The organism is Bacillus sp. FSL M8-0071, from assembly GCF_037975455.1.
Lineage (GTDB): Bacteria > Bacillota > Bacilli > Bacillales > Bacillaceae > Bacillus > Bacillus subtilis.
The window spans coordinates 849,000-870,576 of sequence record NZ_CP150256.1 but is presented as its reverse complement, the minus strand read 5'-3'; the positions used below and the strand labels follow the sequence as shown (position 1 = coordinate 870,576).

General features: G+C 46.0%; 20 protein-coding genes. 8 read left to right on the top strand and 12 right to left on the bottom strand.

Going from position 1 to position 21,577, the window contains the following annotated elements; genetic code table 11:
- Window positions 1–66 precede the first annotated feature (66 nt).
- Window positions 67–930 (bottom strand): DNA-3-methyladenine glycosylase, encoded by an 864-nt coding sequence (locus MKX71_RS04395; protein ID WP_144483476.1) that lies wholly within the window; start codon window positions 928–930, stop codon window positions 67–69.
- Window positions 931–1,047: 117 nt separating this feature from the next.
- Here MKX71_RS04395 and corA point away from each other — a divergent pair, with 117 nt between their 5' ends.
- Entirely contained in the window at window positions 1,048–2,007 is a 960-nt protein-coding gene (corA, locus tag MKX71_RS04390; protein WP_003233650.1) for a magnesium/cobalt transporter CorA, read from the top strand.
- 98 nt (window positions 2,008–2,105) lie between these two features.
- Window positions 2,106–2,966 (top strand): NAD(P)-dependent oxidoreductase, encoded by an 861-nt coding sequence (locus tag MKX71_RS04385; RefSeq protein WP_339231772.1) that lies wholly within the window; start codon window positions 2,106–2,108, stop codon window positions 2,964–2,966.
- Window positions 2,967–3,002: 36 nt separating this feature from the next.
- On the opposite strand, the gene pdaA is transcribed toward MKX71_RS04385, so the two are convergent.
- Complete coding sequence (gene pdaA / locus MKX71_RS04380) at window positions 3,003–3,794, bottom strand: delta-lactam-biosynthetic de-N-acetylase (RefSeq protein WP_014479173.1); 792 nt, start codon at window positions 3,792–3,794, stop codon at window positions 3,003–3,005.
- A 100-nt stretch (window positions 3,795–3,894) separates the two neighbouring features.
- Complete coding sequence (locus MKX71_RS04375) at window positions 3,895–4,080, bottom strand: SE1561 family protein (protein WP_162102953.1); 186 nt, start codon at window positions 4,078–4,080, stop codon at window positions 3,895–3,897.
- A gap of 144 nt (window positions 4,081–4,224) precedes the next feature.
- Here MKX71_RS04375 and yfkAB point away from each other — a divergent pair, with 144 nt between their 5' ends.
- Together yfkAB and mscC are read left to right on the top strand one after the other, a co-directional pair.
- On the top strand, window positions 4,225–5,346 hold the full coding sequence (gene yfkAB / locus MKX71_RS04370) for a radical SAM/CxCxxxxC motif protein YfkAB (protein WP_003233655.1): 1,122 nt from the start codon (window positions 4,225–4,227) through the stop codon (window positions 5,344–5,346).
- Entirely contained in the window at window positions 5,347–6,189 is an 843-nt protein-coding gene (mscC, locus tag MKX71_RS04365; protein ID WP_010886444.1) for a mechanosensitive ion channel protein MscC, read from the top strand.
- 40 nt (window positions 6,190–6,229) lie between these two features.
- Here the strand turns inward: mscC and MKX71_RS04360 are convergent, their stop codons facing one another.
- Together MKX71_RS04360 and cax are read right to left on the bottom strand one after the other, a co-directional pair.
- Window positions 6,230–7,024, bottom strand: coding sequence for a YfkD famly protein (locus tag MKX71_RS04360; RefSeq protein ID WP_003233657.1), 795 nt, complete (start codon window positions 7,022–7,024; stop codon window positions 6,230–6,232).
- Between the two features lie 70 nt (window positions 7,025–7,094).
- Window positions 7,095–8,150, bottom strand: a complete 1,056-nt coding sequence (cax, locus tag MKX71_RS04355) for a calcium/proton exchanger (protein ID WP_003233658.1) — start codon at window positions 8,148–8,150, stop codon at window positions 7,095–7,097.
- Between the two features lie 167 nt (window positions 8,151–8,317).
- Between cax and MKX71_RS04350 the strand changes: the two genes are divergently transcribed.
- Window positions 8,318–9,493, top strand: coding sequence for an MFS transporter (locus MKX71_RS04350; RefSeq protein WP_003243008.1), 1,176 nt, complete (start codon window positions 8,318–8,320; stop codon window positions 9,491–9,493).
- A 198-nt stretch (window positions 9,494–9,691) separates the two neighbouring features.
- On the opposite strand, the gene MKX71_RS04345 is transcribed toward MKX71_RS04350, so the two are convergent.
- The 3 genes from MKX71_RS04345 to yfkJ are packed head-to-tail and all read right to left on the bottom strand — an operon-like array spanning window position 9,692 to window position 11,351.
- Entirely contained in the window at window positions 9,692–10,519 is an 828-nt protein-coding gene (locus MKX71_RS04345; RefSeq protein WP_003242564.1) for a YihY family inner membrane protein, read from the bottom strand.
- 23 nt (window positions 10,520–10,542) lie between these two features.
- Entirely contained in the window at window positions 10,543–10,863 is a 321-nt protein-coding gene (locus MKX71_RS04340; RefSeq protein ID WP_003233665.1) for a hypothetical protein, read from the bottom strand.
- A 17-nt stretch (window positions 10,864–10,880) separates the two neighbouring features.
- Window positions 10,881–11,351, bottom strand: a complete 471-nt coding sequence (yfkJ, locus tag MKX71_RS04335) for a protein-tyrosine-phosphatase (RefSeq protein WP_101172067.1) — start codon at window positions 11,349–11,351, stop codon at window positions 10,881–10,883.
- Window positions 11,352–11,553: 202 nt separating this feature from the next.
- Here yfkJ and MKX71_RS04330 point away from each other — a divergent pair, with 202 nt between their 5' ends.
- Entirely contained in the window at window positions 11,554–11,769 is a 216-nt protein-coding gene (locus MKX71_RS04330) for a DUF1128 domain-containing protein (RefSeq protein WP_003243712.1), read from the top strand.
- 92 nt (window positions 11,770–11,861) lie between these two features.
- Window positions 11,862–13,052 carry an MFS transporter gene (locus MKX71_RS04325; protein ID WP_003233671.1) on the top strand — a complete coding sequence of 397 codons (1,191 nt, stop codon included), beginning with the start codon at window positions 11,862–11,864 and terminating at the stop codon, window positions 13,050–13,052.
- Between the two features lie 38 nt (window positions 13,053–13,090).
- Here MKX71_RS04325 and yfkM read toward each other — a convergent pair whose 3' ends face one another.
- Window positions 13,091–13,609 (bottom strand): general stress protein 18, encoded by a 519-nt coding sequence (gene yfkM / locus MKX71_RS04320; RefSeq protein ID WP_015252557.1) that lies wholly within the window; start codon window positions 13,607–13,609, stop codon window positions 13,091–13,093.
- 243 nt (window positions 13,610–13,852) lie between these two features.
- Here yfkM and MKX71_RS04315 point away from each other — a divergent pair, with 243 nt between their 5' ends.
- Window positions 13,853–18,241 (top strand): multifunctional 2',3'-cyclic-nucleotide 2'-phosphodiesterase/3'-nucleotidase/5'-nucleotidase, encoded by a 4,389-nt coding sequence (locus MKX71_RS04315; RefSeq protein ID WP_339231770.1) that lies wholly within the window; start codon window positions 13,853–13,855, stop codon window positions 18,239–18,241.
- 37 nt (window positions 18,242–18,278) lie between these two features.
- On the opposite strand, the gene MKX71_RS04310 is transcribed toward MKX71_RS04315, so the two are convergent.
- The 3 genes from MKX71_RS04310 to treC form a co-directional block, all read right to left on the bottom strand.
- Entirely contained in the window at window positions 18,279–18,944 is a 666-nt protein-coding gene (locus MKX71_RS04310) for an NAD(P)H-dependent oxidoreductase (protein ID WP_029317487.1), read from the bottom strand.
- A gap of 139 nt (window positions 18,945–19,083) precedes the next feature.
- Entirely contained in the window at window positions 19,084–19,800 is a 717-nt protein-coding gene (gene treR / locus MKX71_RS04305) for a trehalose operon repressor (RefSeq protein ID WP_003233679.1), read from the bottom strand.
- A gap of 20 nt (window positions 19,801–19,820) precedes the next feature.
- Window positions 19,821–21,509 carry an alpha,alpha-phosphotrehalase gene (treC, locus tag MKX71_RS04300; RefSeq protein WP_339231769.1) on the bottom strand — a complete coding sequence of 563 codons (1,689 nt, stop codon included), beginning with the start codon at window positions 21,507–21,509 and terminating at the stop codon, window positions 19,821–19,823.
- Window positions 21,510–21,577 lie beyond the last annotated feature (68 nt).

Genomic DNA, 21,577 nt, shown 5'->3' with positions numbered 1-21,577 from the left:
TGAAATGGTTTTTTCACATCTTTCTAGTATAACACGTTTGCAGGATTTCCTTCATTGTCAGATGAATTATTCTATACTCCTCCACAAATATAAAGACGCATAGCTTAAATAAGGCTCCCACTCCTTGCTCATCGCCAGCATGACATCCTTTGCCGGCTTATCGTCCAGCTGAAAGTGGCGTTTGATGGCATTCTGGAGGCCAATATCGGCAAGCGGGAATAAATTGGGACGGCCAAGTCCGAACATGAGGATATTTTGCACGGTCCACGGGCCGATACCCCTGATTTTGATCAGTTTCTTCATAATGTCTTCATCCGCCATATGCGGCAGCTCTGACAAGCTGAGTGTGCCTTCTGCGATCATCCTTGATGTATCAATGGTGTATTCCGCTTTTCTCATGCTGAATTGCAGATCACGCAGATCCTGATAATCGAGTTCTGCAATCGTTTCCGGCTTTGGGTAGCACCACACGCCATCCTTCTGCTCGCCAAACGCATGAACAAACCGTTCTGTTAGCGTGTAAGCGAAGGAAAGATTGAGCTGCTGGTGGATAATGCATTTCATCATGCAGTTGTACACGCTGTAGTCCAGAACAAGCGGGGTCCCGGCATGCTCTTCAAAAATGGCGGACAGGCTCGTTTTTGAAAAATGATCCAGAACGTGCTGCAAATGATGTTCCCATTGAAAAATCCGCTTGATTTCCTTCATCATTTCTCCCTGATCCGTTTCCCCGCTGACGAGGAACTCAGGCTCACCCGCATGGCCTAACGCCTGTACCTTTACAATACATACGTCCCCCGCTTGATTTCTGATTGGCACACGGACTTCCCTCGCCTCTCGATCAACAGCATTGAGGGGGTCTAAAGACAGCCTGTCCAGAACGCGGTCAAAATGATACGGAGGCGTGACAGATACTTTTTCCTTCCACATGAGATCCACCCTTTTTCCGTTTTTGTTCAGTATAACATGCCGCTTGAATTAGGCAGAGAGTACCGTATACTTTTCTCATAAAGACCGCATGATATAATGGCAGGTGGAGGGTTGTTTATGATCAACATTACCGCAATCACAACAGAGCATCAGCTGCTGAAAAATATACCGATCGAACGAGTGGAACAGCCTGATATTGCATGGTACTGGGTTGATTTTTACGGCCCGGAGGATACGGAAACGGCGTTATTGAGAGATTTTTTTCATTTTCACCCGCTTGCCATTGAGGATTGCTTCCAGCATATGCAGCGGCCGAAGCTTGACCATTATGACGGCTATCGTTTTTACGTGATTCATGCGCTGAATAAGGAAACACTTGAGACGGAGGAAGTCGATATCTTTCAAGGCGAAAAATTTGTCGTCACCTTTCATTTACACGAAACGCCCGGTATCGCTAAAGTCCGGGAGCGTTTGTATGCTTCACCGGACATATTGAAAAAAGGGCCCGGGCATATTTCTTATATGATCATGGATCAGCTTGTTGATGAATATTTTCCTCTCGTGTATAAAATCGAAGACCGGCTGAATGAAATTGAAGAAAGCCGTCCCCACAAAACGTATGGAACGCTGATGAATGAGGTGTTTGATCTCAGAACAGACCTATTGCATTTGAGACGGACGATTATCCCGATGCGTGATTTGCTCTATCGGATTTTAAGCCTTGACCATGTGAAAGAGCAGCGGGAAACGAAAGCCTACTTCAGTGACATATACGATCATTTGTTAAAGTTATCTGAAATTGTGGAATCCAACCGGGACATGACGTCCGATTTGCGTGACAGCTACGTGACGCTAAACTCAAACCGGATGAATGCGATTATGATGACACTGACGATAGTGTCGACCATTTTCATCCCGCTCACCTTTATTGCCGGTGTATACGGTATGAATTTCGACTTCATGCCGGAGCTGCATTGGAAATACGGATATTTTGCTGTACTTGGCCTGATGGCTGCGCTTGTAATCGGGATGCTGATTTGGTTTGTACATAAAGGATGGTTCAATATTTTTAAATGAGGGCAGCGGGAAGCTGTTCTTTTTTGTTATAAGCCGATCGCTATGCATATTCTGTTCATATTGTTTATAATGGAAAAAATATTCAGGGAGTGATCAGATTGAAAATTGCTGTCATCGGACTCGGCAATATGGGACAGCCCATTGCCCGAAATGTTCTTCAAGCAGGCTACGAATTGACTGTCTATAACCGGACGAAACAAAAGACAGAAGACCTTGTCACAGAAGGCGCACAGGCAGCTGATACGCCGCGGCTGGCGGCAAAGTCCGCTGATATTGTCATCACAATGCTTGCAGATGATGATTCTGTCAGCACCGTGACATTCGGAGAAGACGGGCTGCTTGAAGGATTAGCAGAGAACGGCATTCACATCTCGATGAGCACAATCAGTGTTGAGTTCTCAGAAAAGCTCGCAGCGGCTCATGCAGAGAAAGGACAATCCTTTCTCGCCGCTCCCGTCCTTGGCAGACCGGATGCCGCAGCCAAAGCCGCGCTTCGCATCATAACAGCAGGACCGGCGGAAGCGAAGCAAACCGCCAAGCCTCTGCTCGACAGCCTGAGCCAGCAGGTATTTGACGTCGGCGAAGAAAGCAAGATAGCAAATGCAGCGAAAATCAGCATCAATTTCTTACTCGTGTCTATGCTGGAGGCGTTATCTGAATCCTTTTTAATGATGGAGAAATACGGCTTAGAACAAAAACAATTTTTAGAAATCGCCAGCGCGCTCTTTGGTTCTCCAGTCTATCAAAATTACGGAACCATTATGGCCGAGCAGAAATTTGAGCCGGCCGGCTTCAAAATGTCTTTAGGGCTGAAGGATACCAACCTGGCACTCGCCGCCGCAAAACGGGTTTCTGCAAATCTTCCTCTTGCCGAGCTGGCCAAGAGCCATTTTGAAAGCGGGATTGAACAGGGCTTCGGAGATCTGGACTGGGCCGCACTGATTAAATGTATAAAATAAAGAAAAGCCTCTCCATTTCAGGAGAGGCTCTTCTCATTACAAGGACGGCATCTTCATTTCTTTCTCAAACATCAGATCATCAATGCTTTTAAAAGTGTAGCCCTGTTTTTTCAGATCTGTAATCGCGTCATCCAGTGCTTCAGCATTGTCCCTTGATACGGTGTGCAGCAGGTAAATGGCTCCCGGGTGCGCCTGCTTGATCATATGATCGTAGGCATATTTCTTCCCCTTTTGGTTGTTGATTTTCCAATCAACAAAAGCGACCGACCAGAAAACGGTTTGATAGCCGAGGCGTTTCGTTTCTTTCAGTACGTACTCACTGAACACGCCACGCGGCGGACGCAAGTACAGATTGTCCTGCTTTCCCGTAATTTTATAAACCTCTTCGTTGACTGAATCTAGTTCATCCTGAATCTGATCAGCTGTTTTTGTCGTTAAATCCGGATGGTGAAAGGAATGGTTGCCGATAATATGGCCCTCATCTGACATTCGTTTGATCAGCTGAGGCTGGTCCTTTACGAAATGCCCGGTGACAAAAAACGTTCCTGTTACGCGATGTTTTTTTAAGACATCAAGCACTTTTGGCGTATAGCCATTTTCATATCCGTTATCAAACGTTAAGTAAATCGTTTTTTCCTTTGTATTCCCTAAATAAAACGCGTCATATTTTTCAATCAAACTGTTCAGCTGCTTCCCGGCATCTGGCGGCTGATGATTGACACTTCGTTTAAAGCCCCAATTAATCGGCTCATTCGGCACCGCTTCCGCCTGTGCTGCACCTCCGGCAAGCAATACGGCGGCGCAGCATATTGAACACATCCACTTCATGGCCAGCGCTCCTTCTGCATTTTTTCTTATTTTACAGATAGGGGCTTTGTTTTATACTGTTGCTTTATGCCAATAAAAAAACCGCGGCGGGCACGCGGTTTTATTCCCAATCTTTTTTAAAACGTTCGTATTTGGCTTCCAGGTCATCAAGCATGCTGATAAGCCTGTCTATATCTTCAACGTCGGTTGCTTCAGGGTCTAATGAATCGATGACGTTCATAAACATGTCAAGTCTGTTCTTTAAATAATCAATCTGCTGATCTTTATTGTTTATGGCGTTCCCCATTCTGTTCCTCCATTCATTTTTTATTATGGTAGCTCATTTTTTGCCGTTTTTCAATCGCCGCGCTACTTGCGATCTTGGCAAATCAGGTCTAAAATTAACTGTTGGCAGCGTTAGTATGCCCATTTATAAAGGAGTTAGATAGTCATGACACAAAACACGAAGCTGCGTCCGATTACGCCCGAGTTTGACCCTTGGGAAGCCTATATGGATGTTGACCAATACGGAGACATGCAGCTGACAAACGTTGAATTCACAACGACGACACTGTGCAATATGAGATGCGAGCATTGTGCTGTAGGCTATACATTGCAGCCTAAAGACCCGAATGCTCTGCCAATAGATCTTCTGTTAAAACGGCTGGAGGAAATCCCGCGCCTCAGATCCATCAGCATCACAGGCGGAGAGCCGATGCTTTCGTTGAAATCAGTAAAAGAATATGTTGTTCCTTTATTGAAATATGCCCATGAACGGGGTGTGCGGACACAAATTAATTCAAATCTGACCCTCGACATCGAGCGGTACGAATGGATCATTCCGTATCTCGATGTGCTACATATTTCTCATAACTGGGGTACAGTTGAAGATTTTGCTGAAATCGGCTTTGCCATGATGGACAGAAAACCGACCTTCGAACAGCGCGCGCGCTATTTTGAAAAAATGATCGAAAACAGCCGCACGCTCGTGGATGCCGGAGTAATGGTATCTGCGGAAACGATGCTGAACAAACGAACTCTTCCGCATATTGAGCATATTCACCGCCAAATCACAGAAGATATGAAATGTCAGCGTCACGAGGTCCACCCAATGTATCCAAGCGATTTCGCAAGCGCTCTTGAATCCCTCAGCCTGAAAGAGATGAGACAGGCCATTCACCGCTTGCTGGATATTCGTGATGAAAATACGTGGATGCTGTTCGGAACGCTGCCGTTTTATGCCTGCAGTCCGGACGAAGACGACCAAAAGCTGCTTCGCCGGCTTCGCGCGGCGAAAAACGTCACAGTGCGAAATGACCCTGACGGCCGATCCCGCCTGAATGTGAACATTTTCGACGGAAACATTATCGTGACCGATTTCGGTGATACCCCGCCGCTTGGCAACATTCAGACGGACAGCCTCCCTTCCGCCTATGAAAAGTGGAGAGAGACCAAGCTTGCGAAGGAACTAAGTTGCCACTGCCCGAATGTCCGGTGCCTCGGACCGAATGTTCTTGTCAAAAACAGTTATTATCAGGATACAGACTTCACAAAACGTCAAGCCAGGAGTTAGATGCGGATGAAAGAAACACTTACGGAGATTTTTCAAAATAAAATCGTCGATATTCTCCTCGTTGCCGTTATCCTTTGGATCGGTGTCTTTATCATCAACCGGCTGGTACAGCTATTTTTTAAACGGACGGATTTTATTGAAGAAAAAAAGGAAAAAACGATTGAAAGCCTTGTCCGTTCTGTCACCCAGTATACGGCGACAATTGGTTTTATCTTTTACGTTATTTCTTTATTTGTGCATGATTTCGGCAAGATATTGGCCGGGGCGGGCGTAGCAGGTATCGTGATCGGTTTTGGCGCCCAATCGCTGATCAAAGATGTGCTGGCTGGTGTGTTCTTAATATATGAACGCCAGCTGCACAAAGGCGATTATGTCACCGTCAACAACTTGTTCAACGGAACAGTGGAGGAAATCGGCCTCCGCTCGCTGCAAATCCGGGAATGGAGCGGGAAGCTGCTCACCATCAGCAACGGCGAGGTCAGACAAATAGAGAACTATAATATTGATTTTATGCGGATTACCGAATCCTTTCTTATCAGCTTTAAAGAAGATCCGGACCGCGTGTACAGCGTGTTGGAAGAGGCATGTGACATGCTGAATGAAGAGCTTCGTGATTCATTGAAGCGGGATGAATTCGGCAATCCGACAGAACCATTTCAAATCCACGGCATCACCGCATTGAATAAAATCAATCGCGGCGTCGAATTTACGGTTAAAGGCATGGTGAAAGATGATGATTATTTCAGTGCCAGCCTTGCAGTAAGACGGGTTCTCGTTCGCCAGCTCTACCAAAACAATGTGCAAATGCTTGAGGAAGCGGTCCGAATTGAGAGAACCCAATAAACAAAAAAAAACTGATTCCGAGTTGGAATCAGTTTTTTATTTATCTTGGCAGTGAGGAAAGCTGAAAGCCAAATGTGACATGATCTTGAACCGGAATCCACGCGCCGATGCCCTGTGACGTGACATTTTTCACGACGAGTTTTCGTTTATTTCCTTTCAGCACTAAGTACACTTCTCCGTAAGTCACTTTTCCTTTTTCATTCACAGCCGGTGCATATGCATGTAAATAACCGATTTTTTTAGGAGCGACTTTATAAATCTGATCCCGTTTTGTGCCAGCCCCAATGACCGTCTCAAATGCAAGCGGAAGGTTCGTTTTCTTCATTGCTTTTTGCATCATCATGCTTTTGACATCTTCAGCATTTGGAACTTTAGCTGTGAGGCCGCCCTTCACTCTGTACTGCTGTTCCTGGGCATAATGCATTTCAGCCGTTTCTTTCCCGCCGCGGTTATCCGCACGGTTTGTATTGATTTTTTTATATTCCCAGTTTGCGACTGTTTCATTTGATTCATAGCCGAGCGCCCATTTCCCGAGAAATATTGTCGCCCGGTACCCTACTGCAAGCGGTGTGCCGGATATGTTGGATTCATTCAGCATTTTGATGAGATGCGGATTTTCAATCTTCACCTCAGAATGATCGAGCAATTCCTTTGCCAGCTTGCTCGGCTGAAGCATTGGCTGATCCTGTGAAGCATTCGGATACGTGTTTTCCTTTGAAATGCTTGCGACAGAATTAGGAACCTTAAACTGCTTTTTCGCGTGGATGGGCTGAACGCCGAAAAAACTAAAGAATAACAACACGATAAGTGTGGAATGAAATAGCTTTTTCATCATATCACTCTTTCTATGGCATTTTCCCTTAGTCTTTTCATCCCGCTTTGTTGTTATCCATCATTTTTTCAGGTTAAAGAAGGAAAAAGCCGATCGCCATAATGACATATGCAGCAAGCAGTGTCGCCCCTTCAAACCAGTTGGAATCCCCGTCATTCGAAATCGCGATCATCAAGAGAACCGCTGATACCATCGCGACGAGCTCCGGCAATGTAAATACAAGCGGCATGCTTGTCGGAAAAAAGATAGAACAGATGACGAGAACCGGTGCGACAAACATAGCGATCTGCAGCGTAGAGCCGACTGCAATTTCAACCGCAATGTCCATTTTATTTTTGAAGGCCATAATAATCGCTGACGCGTGCTCCGCCGCATTTCCTACAATCGCCACGATGATGACCCCAATAAACAGCTCGCTCCACCCGAACTGTTCAGCAACCGAGTGAAAGGTATGGACCAGGTTTTCGGATATGTATGCAACCACAATCGTTGCCGCAAACAAGACAATCGTCGCAACCTTCCCTGACCATTCCGGCTCTTCCTCTTCTTCAGACTGAGCGGCATTATTCGGCTGATAAACGCCCCGATGCGTGACAAGTTTAAAGTACAGCGCCGCCACATACAACAGAATCATAATGATGCTGATGCCGATGCTTAAATTGAGCTTGCTGGCGTTTCCCATACCAACAGAGAATACCTCCGGAATCACAAAGGCGACAATGATGGCAAAAATCAGAAGCCCGGAGTTATGGCGGGCATCATGGATATTAAATTCCTGCCGCTTATATTTTAAACCGCCGACAAAAAACGATAGGCCCGCTACCAGCAACAGGTTCCCCAGCACTGAACCGGTTAAAGAGGCAAGCACGATTCCTGTCAGGCCTTCTTTTAATGCAAAAAGGGAAATAATCAGCTCCACCGCATTCCCGAAGGTGGCATTCAGCAAACCGCCGATACGCGGTCCTGCAATGATGGACAGTGATTCTGTCGCCCTCCCCATATAGCTTGCAAGCGCGATAATCGTCACGCAATAAACGGCAAATAGAACCGCGGAAGGCCAATGCATCAAACTGCCAATCACAGAAAGCGGAACACCGGCCGCCACTAAAATAAAAAAGATACGATTCATGGTGAAATAGCTCCTTTTTTATGACTTGTTTTATTTTTATTCTTCACAAAAACCTTCATGATTACACGAGGGCAAATGTATAGCGTGATATAGGCTTTTTTCAGGTTGCCTGCTTTTGGAAAACATTGTACGATCAACATAGATTCCACATAAGGAGAACTGACACGATGTCACGATTTCATTTCTTTATCCTTGTCTTGCTCGTATCCATTTCCGGGTTTTCACAAGGCATGCTGCTGCCTGTCATTTCAATCATTTTTGAAACAAATGGAGAATCCGCTGCTATCAACGGCCTGCACGCGACCGGGCTGTATATCGGTGTGCTTTTGGCTTCGCCGTTTATGGAAGCGCCGCTCAGAAAGCTCGGGTTCAAGCCGCTGATCGTCATGGGCGGAAGCATTGTCATTTTAAGCTTATTCGGATTTATTTGGCTTCAGTCAGTTTGGGTCTGGTTCCTGCTTCGCCTGTTCATTGGAATCGGCGACCACATGCTTCACTTTTCTACGCAAACGTGGGTGACCTCCATGTCATCAAAACAAAATCGCGGAAGAAACCTGTCTATTTACGGGCTTTCCTTTGGCCTTGGCTTTGCCGCAGGCCCGTTCATGGTGCCGCTTGTCAAGCTGAGTCCGTCGCTTCCTTTTATCGTGTCCGGCTGCATCAGTCTGTTTGCGTGGCTTTTTGTTTTCTTTCTACAAAATGCATACCCGGAAACCAGTCCTCATGAAACCAAATCAGACAATAGTTTCAGGCGATTTTATCAGGCCATGCTGTTTGGGTGGGTTGCCTTTATGCCTACATTTGGCTATGGCTTTTTGGAAACGGCGCTGAACGGAAGCTTTCCGGTGTACGCGCTCCGTTTGGGGATATCAGTAGACGCAGTAGCGATCATCCTTCCCGCATTTGCGATTGGAAGCATTATTTTTCAGTTTCCGCTCGGCATCCTCAGCGATAAATACGGCAGGCGGAATGTGCTGCTGGTGATTTTACTGACTGGGGCTCTTTGCTTTTTCATCGCCGGTGTATTTCCTTCGCCTTACGTGATCGGCGGCTGCTTTTTTATTGCAGGAATGGCAGTAGGATCAACCTTTACACTTGGCATCAGCTATATGACAGATCTTCTTCCGCCCCACCTCCTGCCGGCGGGAAACCTGCTTTGCGGCATTACATTCAGTCTCGGCAGCATCCTCGGCCCGGTTGCCGGCGGCTGGTATATGCAGACATTTGAAAGCGCAAACTTGTTCTACTTCATTACTCTCACGCTTAGCGCTGTGTGGCTGGCCCTTGTGCTGGGCAAACCGAAAAGCTGGTCACCGGCTGAAACCTATTCTTCATCTTCTTAATCAAAAAGCCTCCCGACATCATGTCAGGAGGCTTTTATGCTAATGGTAGCCGTTTTGTCCGTTGGCGCTTCCGCTTGTTTTATGGCTCGATTTGCTTTTCGAATTTTGTTTGTTATGGCTTCCGCCTTTTTTCGTATGCTTGGTCATCACGATATCCCCCCGACTTCTTTTTGAACCGAAGTTCGTTTATAGGGTGCGCTAATGGTAGGGATTTTCATCAGGAAGCTTTTTACGTTTATGTAAAAGAGCGTTGATTTCTCCGCCTAGGATAATTAAAATGCCGCTCAAGTAAAACCAAATCATCAGAACGATGATTCCCCCGATGCTCCCGTAAGTAGCGCTATAGTTCGCAAACGTGCTGACGTAAAATGAAAACAATGTGCTGACAATGATCCAGCCGATGGTCGCAAAGACCGCACCCGGCATGACAAAACGGAGAGACAGCTTTTTGTTCGGCGCAATCACATACAGCGCGGAAAAAACAATCAAAAGCACAAGCGGGCTGACACCCCAGCGAATGGCGGCCCAGACGGATAAAAACAGATCCGACGCGCCGACAAAGTCAGAAGCGAGCCTTCCAATCTCCCGGCCAAATACCGGCAGAAGCAAAGCCACTAAAATCGTAAATACCATGGCAATCGTCAAAAAAATCGAGGTTAGACGAACAATGATAAAAGAGCGGTTTTCTTCCACATCATACGCGTGGTTCAGCGACCGGACGATCGCGTTCATTCCATTAGACGCAGACCATAATGCGGCGATAATCCCGAATGACAGCAAACCGCCATTTCGATTATTTAAGGTTTGATGGGTAATGGATTCAACGAGTGACATCGCACTGGCGGGAGCATATTGTTCTATGACTCCTAAAACATCATCGGTAGAAAGCGGAAGATACGCGGTGAGCGTCAGCATAAAAATCAAAAACGGAAACAGTGACAATAGAAAAAAATACGCCAGCTCCGCTGATTTACTTTGTCCTTCATGAAGGGTGTATCTGCTGAAAAGCTCTTTCAAAAAACTCATGTCGTCTCACCTCGCATGTTTGATCATTTTTTTGAAAAATGCTCTTTCGTTTCTTGCACGAGTTCCATCACTTGCGGCGTTGTTTTCTTCAGCTCTTTCACCTGCTGGTTCACAAAGTCGACTTCCTTTGAAAGCGTTTGGGCGAGTTTTTTGGCCTCATCCACTTTTGTGATGACAGTGTTTTTTAACAGCTCCGGATTGCTTTTGTACAGTGAAAGTTTATGCTTGCATGTCAGCCATCTCATGCCGCACGCCTGTCTTGTCGGCTTATGGAGCAGTGATAACGCCGCACCTGCCGCAGCTCCGAGAAATATCCCTTTCAGCATTAAACGTTCGTTGTTCATGCAAATTCTCCTTTCACTCACAATTGTTTTTCTTTTTGAATAGACGCAAGCAGATGCTCACAGCCCGATTTGATTAATTGGCAGACTTCTTCAAAATTCCCTGTGTAGTAAGGATCGGGAACGTCGGCAAGATCTGAATCTTCAACATAGTCCAAAAGCCTTTTGATATGTGAAGTGTTTTTAAATCCCACCATGCTTCTGAGACTTCCGATATTTTCTGCATCCATTGCAATGATGTAATCAAAATCGGCCAGATCCTGTTCGCTGACTTGACGCGCCAGCATGCCATCAAAGCTGATTCCTTCTCTGCGCAATATCTCCTGCGTTCCCTCATGCGGCGGATTGCCGATGTGCCAGCCGCCGATTCCCGCTGAGTCCGCCTTGATTTTCTCCTCTAATCCTTTTTTGGCTGCAAGGTCCCGAAAAATCGCTTCCGCCATCGGAGACCGGCAAATGTTTCCTAAACAAACGAATAACACGCTTATCATGTTGTCCAACCTCCCTATTCTTTGCCCCTATTTCTCTAAAAAGAAACCTTCATGAATATCTTAGTAGGATGTTCATTTTCTTTTCAACTGATGTCTTCACTTTTTTGGAATGAACAGCCTGCTTTTAGAATAGGGTTTTTTTCTGATGGAATTCTGTTAGAATAAAACATACCTATATTGCGCATAGAAAGGATGGAACCCTTTGTCCAGCCCAAATACAGAAACATTAACTCAAATGATTGAAGAGATTTCCCAAAAGCTGAACATGCTGAACGTCGGCGTAATCAAAGCGGAGGATTTCAGTGATGAGAAGATTGAAGACCTCACGTACCTTCACAGAATGGTGATGAAAAAAGAATCATTCAGCCCAAGTGAAATGCAGGCGATTGCTCAAGAATTAGCCTCGCTTCGTAAATAATGGAGACTGGCCGGAAACTCGGCGAGTCTTTTTTATCATTTCCCCAAACCAAAACAGCAAAGTGTTCGAATAAGATTTGAAGGAGTACAAGCATGCAAACGACATCTATCAAAACAGCATCCGGAATGTATATCAACTACTTCTTTCTGGGGATGGTCAACATCATTCTCGCATCCAATATGTCTTCATTAACAAAACAGTGGAATACCGATCCGACCGGCATCAGTTATGTCATTGCCGCTATCGGGTTTGGCAAACTGCTGACATACGGCATTTCCGGCGTTCTATCAGATAAAATCGGCAGAAAGCCGCTTGTTGTCGCTTCTGCGGGAATTATGGCCGTCTTTTTAGTCGGTATTCCTTTATCACCGAGCTATGAGCTGGCGTTTGTGTTCGCCTTATTAGCCGGAGTCGCAAATTCAGCGATGGATGCCGGAACATATCCGGCCCTAACCGAGCTCTTTCCGTCTGCTTCCGGTTCGGCGAATGTCTTGGTCAAAGCCTTTATGTCTGTCGGGGCCGCACTTTTGCCGCTTTTGATCACATTTTTATCAGACCACAGCATGTTTTACGGATTTGCTTTTTATCTGCCGGCAGCGGTCTATCTCCTGAATATTATTTATTTATCAACGCTTTCGTTTCCTAAAAAACATAAGAAACCAACTAATAGCGGCCAACAGGAATCTCCCGTTTTCTTGTCTGAACCCGTTTTTCAGAAGGAAGGCACCGCACTGATTATCATCGGTTTTACATCCACGGCTTTATTTACGGTTTCTCAAATCTGGCTCCCGAGCTACGCGCAAAAGGCAGCCGGTTTAGCTGAATCAGCATCTGTACAATTGCTGAGCTATTATAGTATAGGATCTCTGGCATCTGTTTTATTATTAGCCGTTTTGCTGAATAGATGGGTCAAACCTGTCTTCATAACGCTCTTATATCCTATTATTACTTTATGTACGCTCGCAGTCATGCTGACCGTTCATATCCCAGTTGTGCTGGACATCACTGCCTTTTTCTTAGGCTTTTCAACTGCGGGTGTGTTTCAAATTACCATTACGTTAATGACAGAGCTTTTCTGGAAGCGAAAAGGAACCGTTACCGGAATTGTAGCGACCGCTTCAAGTCTTGCATCGATTCTGCTGCCGATTGCAACAGGGCTTATCGCAAAAGCGGGGGGCATCGCTCATATTTTCATATTCGACTTCGGCATTGCGGTCATCGGAACGGCTGCAGCTGCTTTCTTGTATTACAGGTACAAGAAACTGACAGGTGCTCAAGCCTAAGCAACAAAAAACGGACGCCCAAGAGCGTCCGTTTTTTCTTATTTCTCAAGCAATGCCAATGACTCGCGGTTAAATGCCGGTATATCTTCCGGTGTGCGGCTAGTGACCAATTGATCCTGGCAAACAACCACTTCCTTGTCCACAACGTCGGCACCGGCGTTTTCCATGTCAACACGAATGGACGTATAGCCCGTCGCTTTTCGGCCGTCGAGCGCTTTCGCATTGATTAAAAGCTGCGGGCCGTGGCAAATGGCGAATACCGGTTTTTTGTCAGTCATAAACGCTTTTGTAAATTGGACGAAACGATCGTCAGCGCGAAGCTGGTCTGGTGAAAATCCTCCGGGAATCAAAAGCGCATCAAAGTCTGAAGGGTTTACGTCGTCAATGGACGCGTCAACCGTCACTTCCGCTTTTCCCTGCTTGCCTTTTACTGTTTTTCCTTTTTCATTTTCGATGACAGTCAGTTCATGTCCCGCTTCTTTAAAGGCTTTCGCAGGCTCAGTGTACTCGCTGTCCTCAAAGTAATCTGTCAAAACAACTGCAATTTTTTTCCCCATGGTTCATAACCTCCCGCTTTATATGTCTACATAAAACACTCTACCCCAGCCACACTAAAATAAACATTTTGCGAATATGGACAAACGATAAGCATAAATACCCAGTATTTGTCGCTTGAAGCTGCTACATAGTACTCATTTTTCTCCCTTTTACAATAATCATAAAGAAACACCTACAAATAGTTACAAAATATTCTTACAATAGGAGCTGTAACACAAATTTCGTTGAAAGGTGGAGAACTGGTGAGAATACAGAAAAGACGAACACACGTCGAAAACATTCTCCGTATTCTTTTGCCCCCAATTATGATACTTAGCCTAATCCTCCCAACACCACCCATTCATGCAGAAGAAAGCGCGGCTCCTCAGGTGCATCTGAGTATTTTGGCTACGACTGATATTCATGCCAACATGATGGATTACGATTACTACAGTGACAAAGAAACGGCGGATTTCGGTCTGGCGAGAACAGCGCAATTGATCCAAAAGCACCGCGAGCAAAACCCTAACACCCTGCTTGTGGATAGCGGCGACTTGATTCAAGGGAATCCGCTGGGTGAATACGCGGTGAAATATCAAAAAGACGACATTATCTCCGGCACGAAAACCCATCCGATTATCAGCGTCATGAATGCGCTGAAATACGACGCCGGAACGCTTGGCAATCATGAATTCAACTACGGGCTCGACTTTCTCGACGGCACAATCAAAGGAGCCGATTTCCCGATTGTAAATGCCAACGTCAAAACAACTAGCGGCGAAAACCGTTATACGCCGTATGTGATTAATGAAAAAACCCTCATTGATGAAAACGGTAATGAGCAGAAAGTAAAAGTCGGTTACATAGGCTTTGTCCCGCCGCAAATCATGACATGGGACAAAAAGAATCTCGAGGGGCAGGTTCAGGTGCAGGATATCGTAGAATCCGCCAATGAAACAATCCCGAAAATGAAGGCGGAAGGCGCAGATGTCATTATTGCCCTCGCCCACACCGGCATTGAAAAGCAGTCACAATCATCAGGTGCAGAAAACGCCGTATTTGACCTTGCCACCAAAACGAAAGGCATTGACGCGATTATCTCGGGCCATCAGCACGGACTCTTTCCTTCCGCCGAGTATGCGGGTGTTGCTCAGTTCAATGTGGAAAAGGGAACAATTAACGGCATTCCTGTCGTCATGCCAAGCAGCTGGGGCAAATATTTAGGCGTGATTGACCTCAAGCTTGAAAAGGCGGACGGCTCATGGAAGGTAGCAGATTCCAAAGGAAGTATTGAATCTATTGCTGGCAACGTCACATCAAGAAACGAAACCGTTACAAACACCATTCAGCAAACACACCAAAACACACTGGAGTATGTCCGAAAGCCAGTCGGCAAAACCGAAGCAGATATTAACAGCTTCTTTGCACAGGTCAAAGATGATCCTTCCATTCAGATCGTGACTGACGCGCAAAAGTGGTACGCTGAAAAAGAAATGAAGGATACCGAGTACAAGAACCTGCCGATTTTATCCGCTGGAGCGCCGTTTAAAGCAGGCGGCAGAAACGGAGCCAATTACTATACAAACATTCCAGCCGGAGATCTTGCGATTAAAAATGTCGGTGACTTGTATCTTTACGATAATACTGTTCAAATCGTCAAGCTGACAGGCAGCGAGGTCAAGGACTGGCTGGAGATGTCAGCAGGCCAATTCAATCAAATTGATCCAGCCAAAGGCAGCGATCAGGCCTTGCTGAATGAGAATTTCCGCTCCTATAATTTTGATGTGATTGACGGTGTCACATATCAGGTCGATGTGACAAAACCGGCTAAATACAATGAGAACGGAAAAGTGATCAATGCGGATTCATCCCGTATCATCAATCTTTCCTATGAAGGCAAGCCGATCAGCCCAAGCCAGGAATTTCTCGTAGTCACCAATAACTATCGTGCGTCCGGAGGCGGCGGGTTCCCTCATCTGACGAGCGATAAAATTGTCCACGGCTCTGCAGTTGAAAATAGGCAGGTGCTGATGGATTACATTATTGAACAAAAAACAGTCAATCCAAAAGCAGACAACAACTGGTCAATCGCGCCTGTTTCCGGCACGAATCTGACGTTTGAATCCTCGCTTTTGGCCAAGCCATTTGCCGATAAAGCAGACGACGTCGCTTATGTAGGCAAGTCTGCGAATGAAGGCTATGGTGTGTATAAGCTGCAATTCGATGATGATTCAAATCCAGATCCTCCTAAAGACGGACTGTGGGACCTGACCGTCATGCACACCAATGATACGCACGCACATCTCGATGATGCAGCAAGACGAATGACGAAAATCAACGAAGTACGCAGCGAAACAAATCACAACATTCTCCTTGATGCGGGAGATGTGTTTTCCGGCGATCTGTATTTTACAAAATGGAACGGTTTGGCCGATCTGAAAATGATGAACATGATGGGCTATGACGCCATGACCTTCGGAAATCATGAATTTGACAAAGGCCCGACAGTGCTTTCTGATTTTCTAAGCGGAAACAGCGCAACCGTTGATCCGGCGAACCGCTATCACTTTGAAGCGCCGGAATTTCCGATTGTCAGTGCAAACGTAGATGTGTCAAATGAGCCCAAGCTGAAATCATTTGTCAAAAAGCCGCAAACCTTTACGGCAGGTGAAAAGAAAGAGGCCGGCATTCACCCTTACATTCTGTTAGACGTTGACGGGGAGAAAGTCGCCGTATTCGGCCTGACAACAGAAGATACAGCCACCACATCAAGCCCGGGCAAAAGCATCGTATTCAATGATGCCTTTGAAACAGCACAAAACACCGTCAAAGCGATTCAAGAAGAAGAACAGGTAAATAAAATTATTGCTTTAACCCACATCGGGCATAACCGGGATCTTGAGCTAGCCAAAAAAGTAAAAGGCATTGATTTGATCATCGGCGGACACACTCACACCCTCGTAGACAAAATGGAGGTCGTGAACAACGAAGAACCGACGATCGTGGCACAGGCAAAAGAATACGGCCAATTCTTGGGGCGCGTTGATGTCGCGTTTGATGAAAATGGCGTTGTGCAAACAGACAAATCAAATCAGAGCGTGCTGCCAATTGATGAGCATACAGAAGAAAACGCAGAAGCAAAACAAGAGCTTGATCAGTTCAAAAGTGAATTAGAAGACGTAAAAAATGAAAAAGTCGGCTATACGGATGTGGCGCTTGACGGCCAGCGTGAGCATGTGCGCACGAAAGAAACGAATCTCGGAAACTTCATCGCGGACGGTATGCTGGCAAAAGCGAAAGAAGCAGCCGGCGCCAGAATAGCGATAACAAATGGCGGCGGCATCAGAGCCGGCATTGACAAAGGTGATATCACACTCGGCGAGGTGCTCAACGTGATGCCGTTCGGCAATACGCTTTACGTGGCCGATTTAACCGGAAAACAAATTAAAGAAGCCCTTGAACAAGGCCTAAGCAATGTGGAAAATGGCGGCGGCGCTTTCCCTCAGGTGGCCGGAATCGAATATACCTTTACATTAAACAACGAACCTGGGCACCGTGTGTTAGAAGTGAAAATTGAATCGCCTAACGGAGACAAAGTTGCTATAAATACGGATGATACCTACCGCGTGGCAACAAATAATTTTGTCGGTGCCGGAGGAGACGGATATTCTGTCTTTACAGAAGCCTCCCATGGTGAAGACCTTGGCTACGTTGATTATGAGATTTTCACCGAACAGCTGAAAAAACTAGGAAACAAGGTCTCTCCTAAAGTTGAAGGACGGATCAAAGAAGTATTCCTGCCGACAAAGCAGAAGGACGGCAGCTGGACACTTGATGAAGACAAATTTGCGATTTATGCTAAAAATGCCAACACGCCATTTGTCTATTATGGAATACATGAAGGATCTCAAGAGAAGCCTATCAATCTTAAAGTGAAAAAAGATCAGGTCAAACTTTTGAAAGAAAGAGAGTCAGATCCTTCATTGACGATGTTCAACTACTGGTACAGCATGAAGATGCCAATGGCGAACCTTAAAACCGCAGACACTGCAATCGGAATCAAGTCTACGGGAGAATTGGATGTGTCACTGTCAGATGTATATGACTTTACAGTGAAGCAAAAAGGAAAAGAAATAAAATCATTCAAGGAGCCCGTACAGCTTTCGCTTCGCATGTTTGATATTGAAGAAGCCCATAACCCTGCCATTTATCACGTCGATAGAAAAAAGAAAGCTTTCACAAAGACAGGTCACGGATCAGTCGATGATGATATGGTGACAGGATATACAAACCACTTCAGCGAATACACGATCTTAAATTCCGGTTCAAACAACAAACCGCCGGCATTCCCGTCCGACCAACCGACAGGCGGTGATGACGGCAATCATGGCGGAGGCTCCGACAAACCAGGCGGAAAACAGCCAACTGACGGAAACGGAGGAAATGATACGCCTCCCGGCACTCAACCGACTAACGGCTCTGGTGGAAACGGTTCGGGCGGATCAGGAACAGACGGTCCGGCTGGCGGCCTGCTTCCGGACACAGCCACATCCATGTACTCGATCCTGTTGGCCGGATTTCTGATCAGCGCACTCGGAACGGCAATGTACTTACATCAGAGGAGAAAACAGAATAGAGCGAATCAGGCATAAAAAAAGAGCTGCTCGCTTAGCGAGCAGCTTTCTTTATTTAAACCCACTTCACAACATCTTCAACAGCAGATCTTGTTTTCGGGCGAGGGTCTCTCACTCGATAGCCGAATGCCACCATCACAGAAATATCAAAGCTTCCGTTTTCCAGAAGGCCTTCTTCTTCAAGAATACGGTGGATGTGATCGTACTGGAAGCCTTCGATTGGGCAGGAATCAACACCGATTTGCGCAGCGGCAGTCATCATGTTGCCAAGCGCGATATAGGTTTGTTTTGATGCCCAGTCAAACAATGTTCTGTCACTTTCAAGCAAATGCAAATCGTTTTTCTGGAATTCTTCTGTTTTGCTTAAATAGCCCTCGTACACGTCTTGAGGCATTTGTTTTACTTCTTTTAAATGACGTTTGATGTAGTCCGCATTATATTTGATATCCTTCGCTGTACGCGCAAGAATCAGGACGAAATGGCTTGCGGTCGGCAGCTGCTTTTGCGCGCCCCATGTGTATTCACGAAGCTTCTCGCGGAATTCCGGATTTTGGACGACGACAAATTTCCAAGGCTCAAGGCCGAGTGAGCTCGGAGACAGTCTTCCTGTTTCTAAAATAAATTCAAAATCGCTGTCTGACACTTTTTTATTCGGGTCAAATTCCTTAGTCGCATGCCTGAAATTGTATGCATCCAGAATTTGTTTCTTTAGTTCTGTCATGTAAAACACCTCTCCTTTAGGTTACTCTCATCTCTATTGTAGCCATTATGATAAAAAGTAAAAGTACGCACATTTTTGTTGGATAGTATCAATTTTGATACCAAACAAAAAAGCGCGCTGCCGCAGGCAGGCGCCTCTCTCATTTCCCCCGCCGCGCAAAATCAACAAATCGGAATTTGTCGAGACGGTGTCTGCTTTCCGTATATTGAAACAAACTGGTATCCTCCAAAAAGACGTAGTTTCTCACCACGACCATATGGTCATAGCCGCGTAAATCGAGCAGCTCTCTGTCCTCGTCGGTACACGGCTCGGCGACAATTTCTTTTTGGGCGTAACTGATCGAAAGACCGAGCTCTCCTTCTATATATTCATATATGGAGTTTTCACAAATTTCTTTCGTCAAGTGAGGGACATGCTTTCTGAAAAAGTAATCCTTGTCCAAAATCACATGTTCCCCGTCAATCTTCCTAGACCTGATGACTTCCCAGATGTCGTCATCCAGATTGGCCCGTAGCTGTTTTTGGATCAGCTCTGACGGAGGCTCCAGCCCGAATTTGTGTACAGTTGTTTTCGTTTCTTTGCCAAGCGTTTGCGCGAGCTCCTTGAAGCTGACAAGGCCCGAAACGGGAAACTGCATTTTTTCACGATTGAGCACGACGGAGCCTTTTCCCCTGATTTTCTGGATATAACCGTTTTGCGCGAGCATATGAAGCGCCTTTCGGACCGTTTCTCTTGATGTACCGTACTGTGCGGTCAACTCATGTTCAGACGGAAGAATCTCCTCCGCTTTCCATCGGCCGCCTTCAATTTGCTGTGCGATGTCTTTATAAATTGTGATGAATTTATTCACCTTCATTATGGACCACCCAGCTTAGTTTAACACGGTTTCGTTAAACGATAAACAATGGACTCATACGGGCGAAGCGTCATGTTCTGAAGCCCTTCCCTTGCTTCATCGTTCGTCAACAGCACCTCTGCCTTCCATTCGTCAGGCGCTAAAGAGTCCGGAAGTGTAAAGGCCGCCTCTGTCCCGTAAAAATTATTGATCACGAGCAGCTTTTCATTGCTGCCATGTCTGAGATACGCAAAAATGTTCGGGTCATCCTTTGCGATTATCTCATACGTTCCCTCTGTCACAATGTCATACATTTTGCGAATCTGAATCAATTTTTGATAATGGTAAAACACCGAATTTTGATCCCTCAGCGCCGCTTCAGCATTGATTTCCCGATAATTGCCGGCGACCGGTATCCATGGGGTGCCCGTTGTAAAACCGCCATTCTCCGTAGCATCCCACTGAACAGGGGTTCTGGAATTGTCACGGGATTTCGCCTGTAAAATGGCTGTGATCTCTTGATCAGCCATTCCTTTGTCCTTAAAGGCGTGATACATGTTCAGCGATTCGACATCCCGATAGGAGCTGATGTCCGAAAACTTCGGATTCGTCATCCCCAGCTCCTCGCCCTGATAAATATAAGGCGTGCCCTGCATCATATGAATGGCCGTAGCAAGCATTTTCGCCGATTTCACCCTATATGCGCCATCATCTCCATATCTTGATACTATGCGCGGCTGATCATGATTGCACCAGAACAGAGCGTTCCATCCCCCTCCTGCGTGCATCCCCGTTTGCCAGTCGGATAGGATCTCCTTCAGCTTCAAAAAATCAAACGGCGCCAAGGCCCATTTTTCGCCGTTAGGATAGTCAACCTTGAGATGATGGAAGCTGAATGTCATATCAAGTTCTTTATTGTCAGGATTCGTATACCGGATACAGTGGTCTACGGTTGTTGAAGACATCTCACCGACCGTCATGCTGTCGTAATGCGAAAACACCTTTTCGTTCATTTCATGCAGAAATTCGTGCACCCGCGGCCCGTCAGTGTAAAAAGAGCGGCCGTCGCCGCCGTCCTCCGCATCCGGAAAGCGCTGATCTTTAGAAATCAGGTTGATGACATCAAGCCTGAAGCCGTCTATTCCCTTTTCAAACCAAAAATGCATCATGTCATAGACATGCTTTCTGACCTCTTCATTTTCCCAATTCAAATCAGCCTGCGTCACATCAAACAGATGCAAATAGTATTGGCCCGACGCTTCGTCAAGCTCCCATGCCGAGCCGCCGAATTTCGATTCCCAGTTCGTCGGAAGAGAACCGTTTTCCTGCGAGTTTTTCCATATATAAAAATCACGATACGGGCTGTCTTTTGACGAAATAGCCTCTTGAAACCATTTGTGCTCTGTTGACGTATGATTGACGACAAGATCCATGACGACTTTCAGGTCTCTTTTATGTGCTTCGGACACTAGCCGCTCAAAATCCTCCATCGTTCCGTATTCAGGATAAATCGAGTAATAATCACGAATATCGTACCCATTATCATGCTGAGGAGAATCATAAATCGGCGTCAGCCATAGCACATCCACTTGAAGTGTTTTTAAGTAATCCAGCTTTTCAATAATGCCGTTCAAATCGCCGACACCGTTTCCCGTCGTATCGTTAAAGCTTTTCGGATAAATTTGATAAACCACAGCTTTTTTCCACCATGGCGTTTGTTCTGTTTTCATCTGTTTCCACCACCATATTTAAATTGAAAACGGGAAAAGGGAACGTTCAACACGTCCCGCTCCCCATT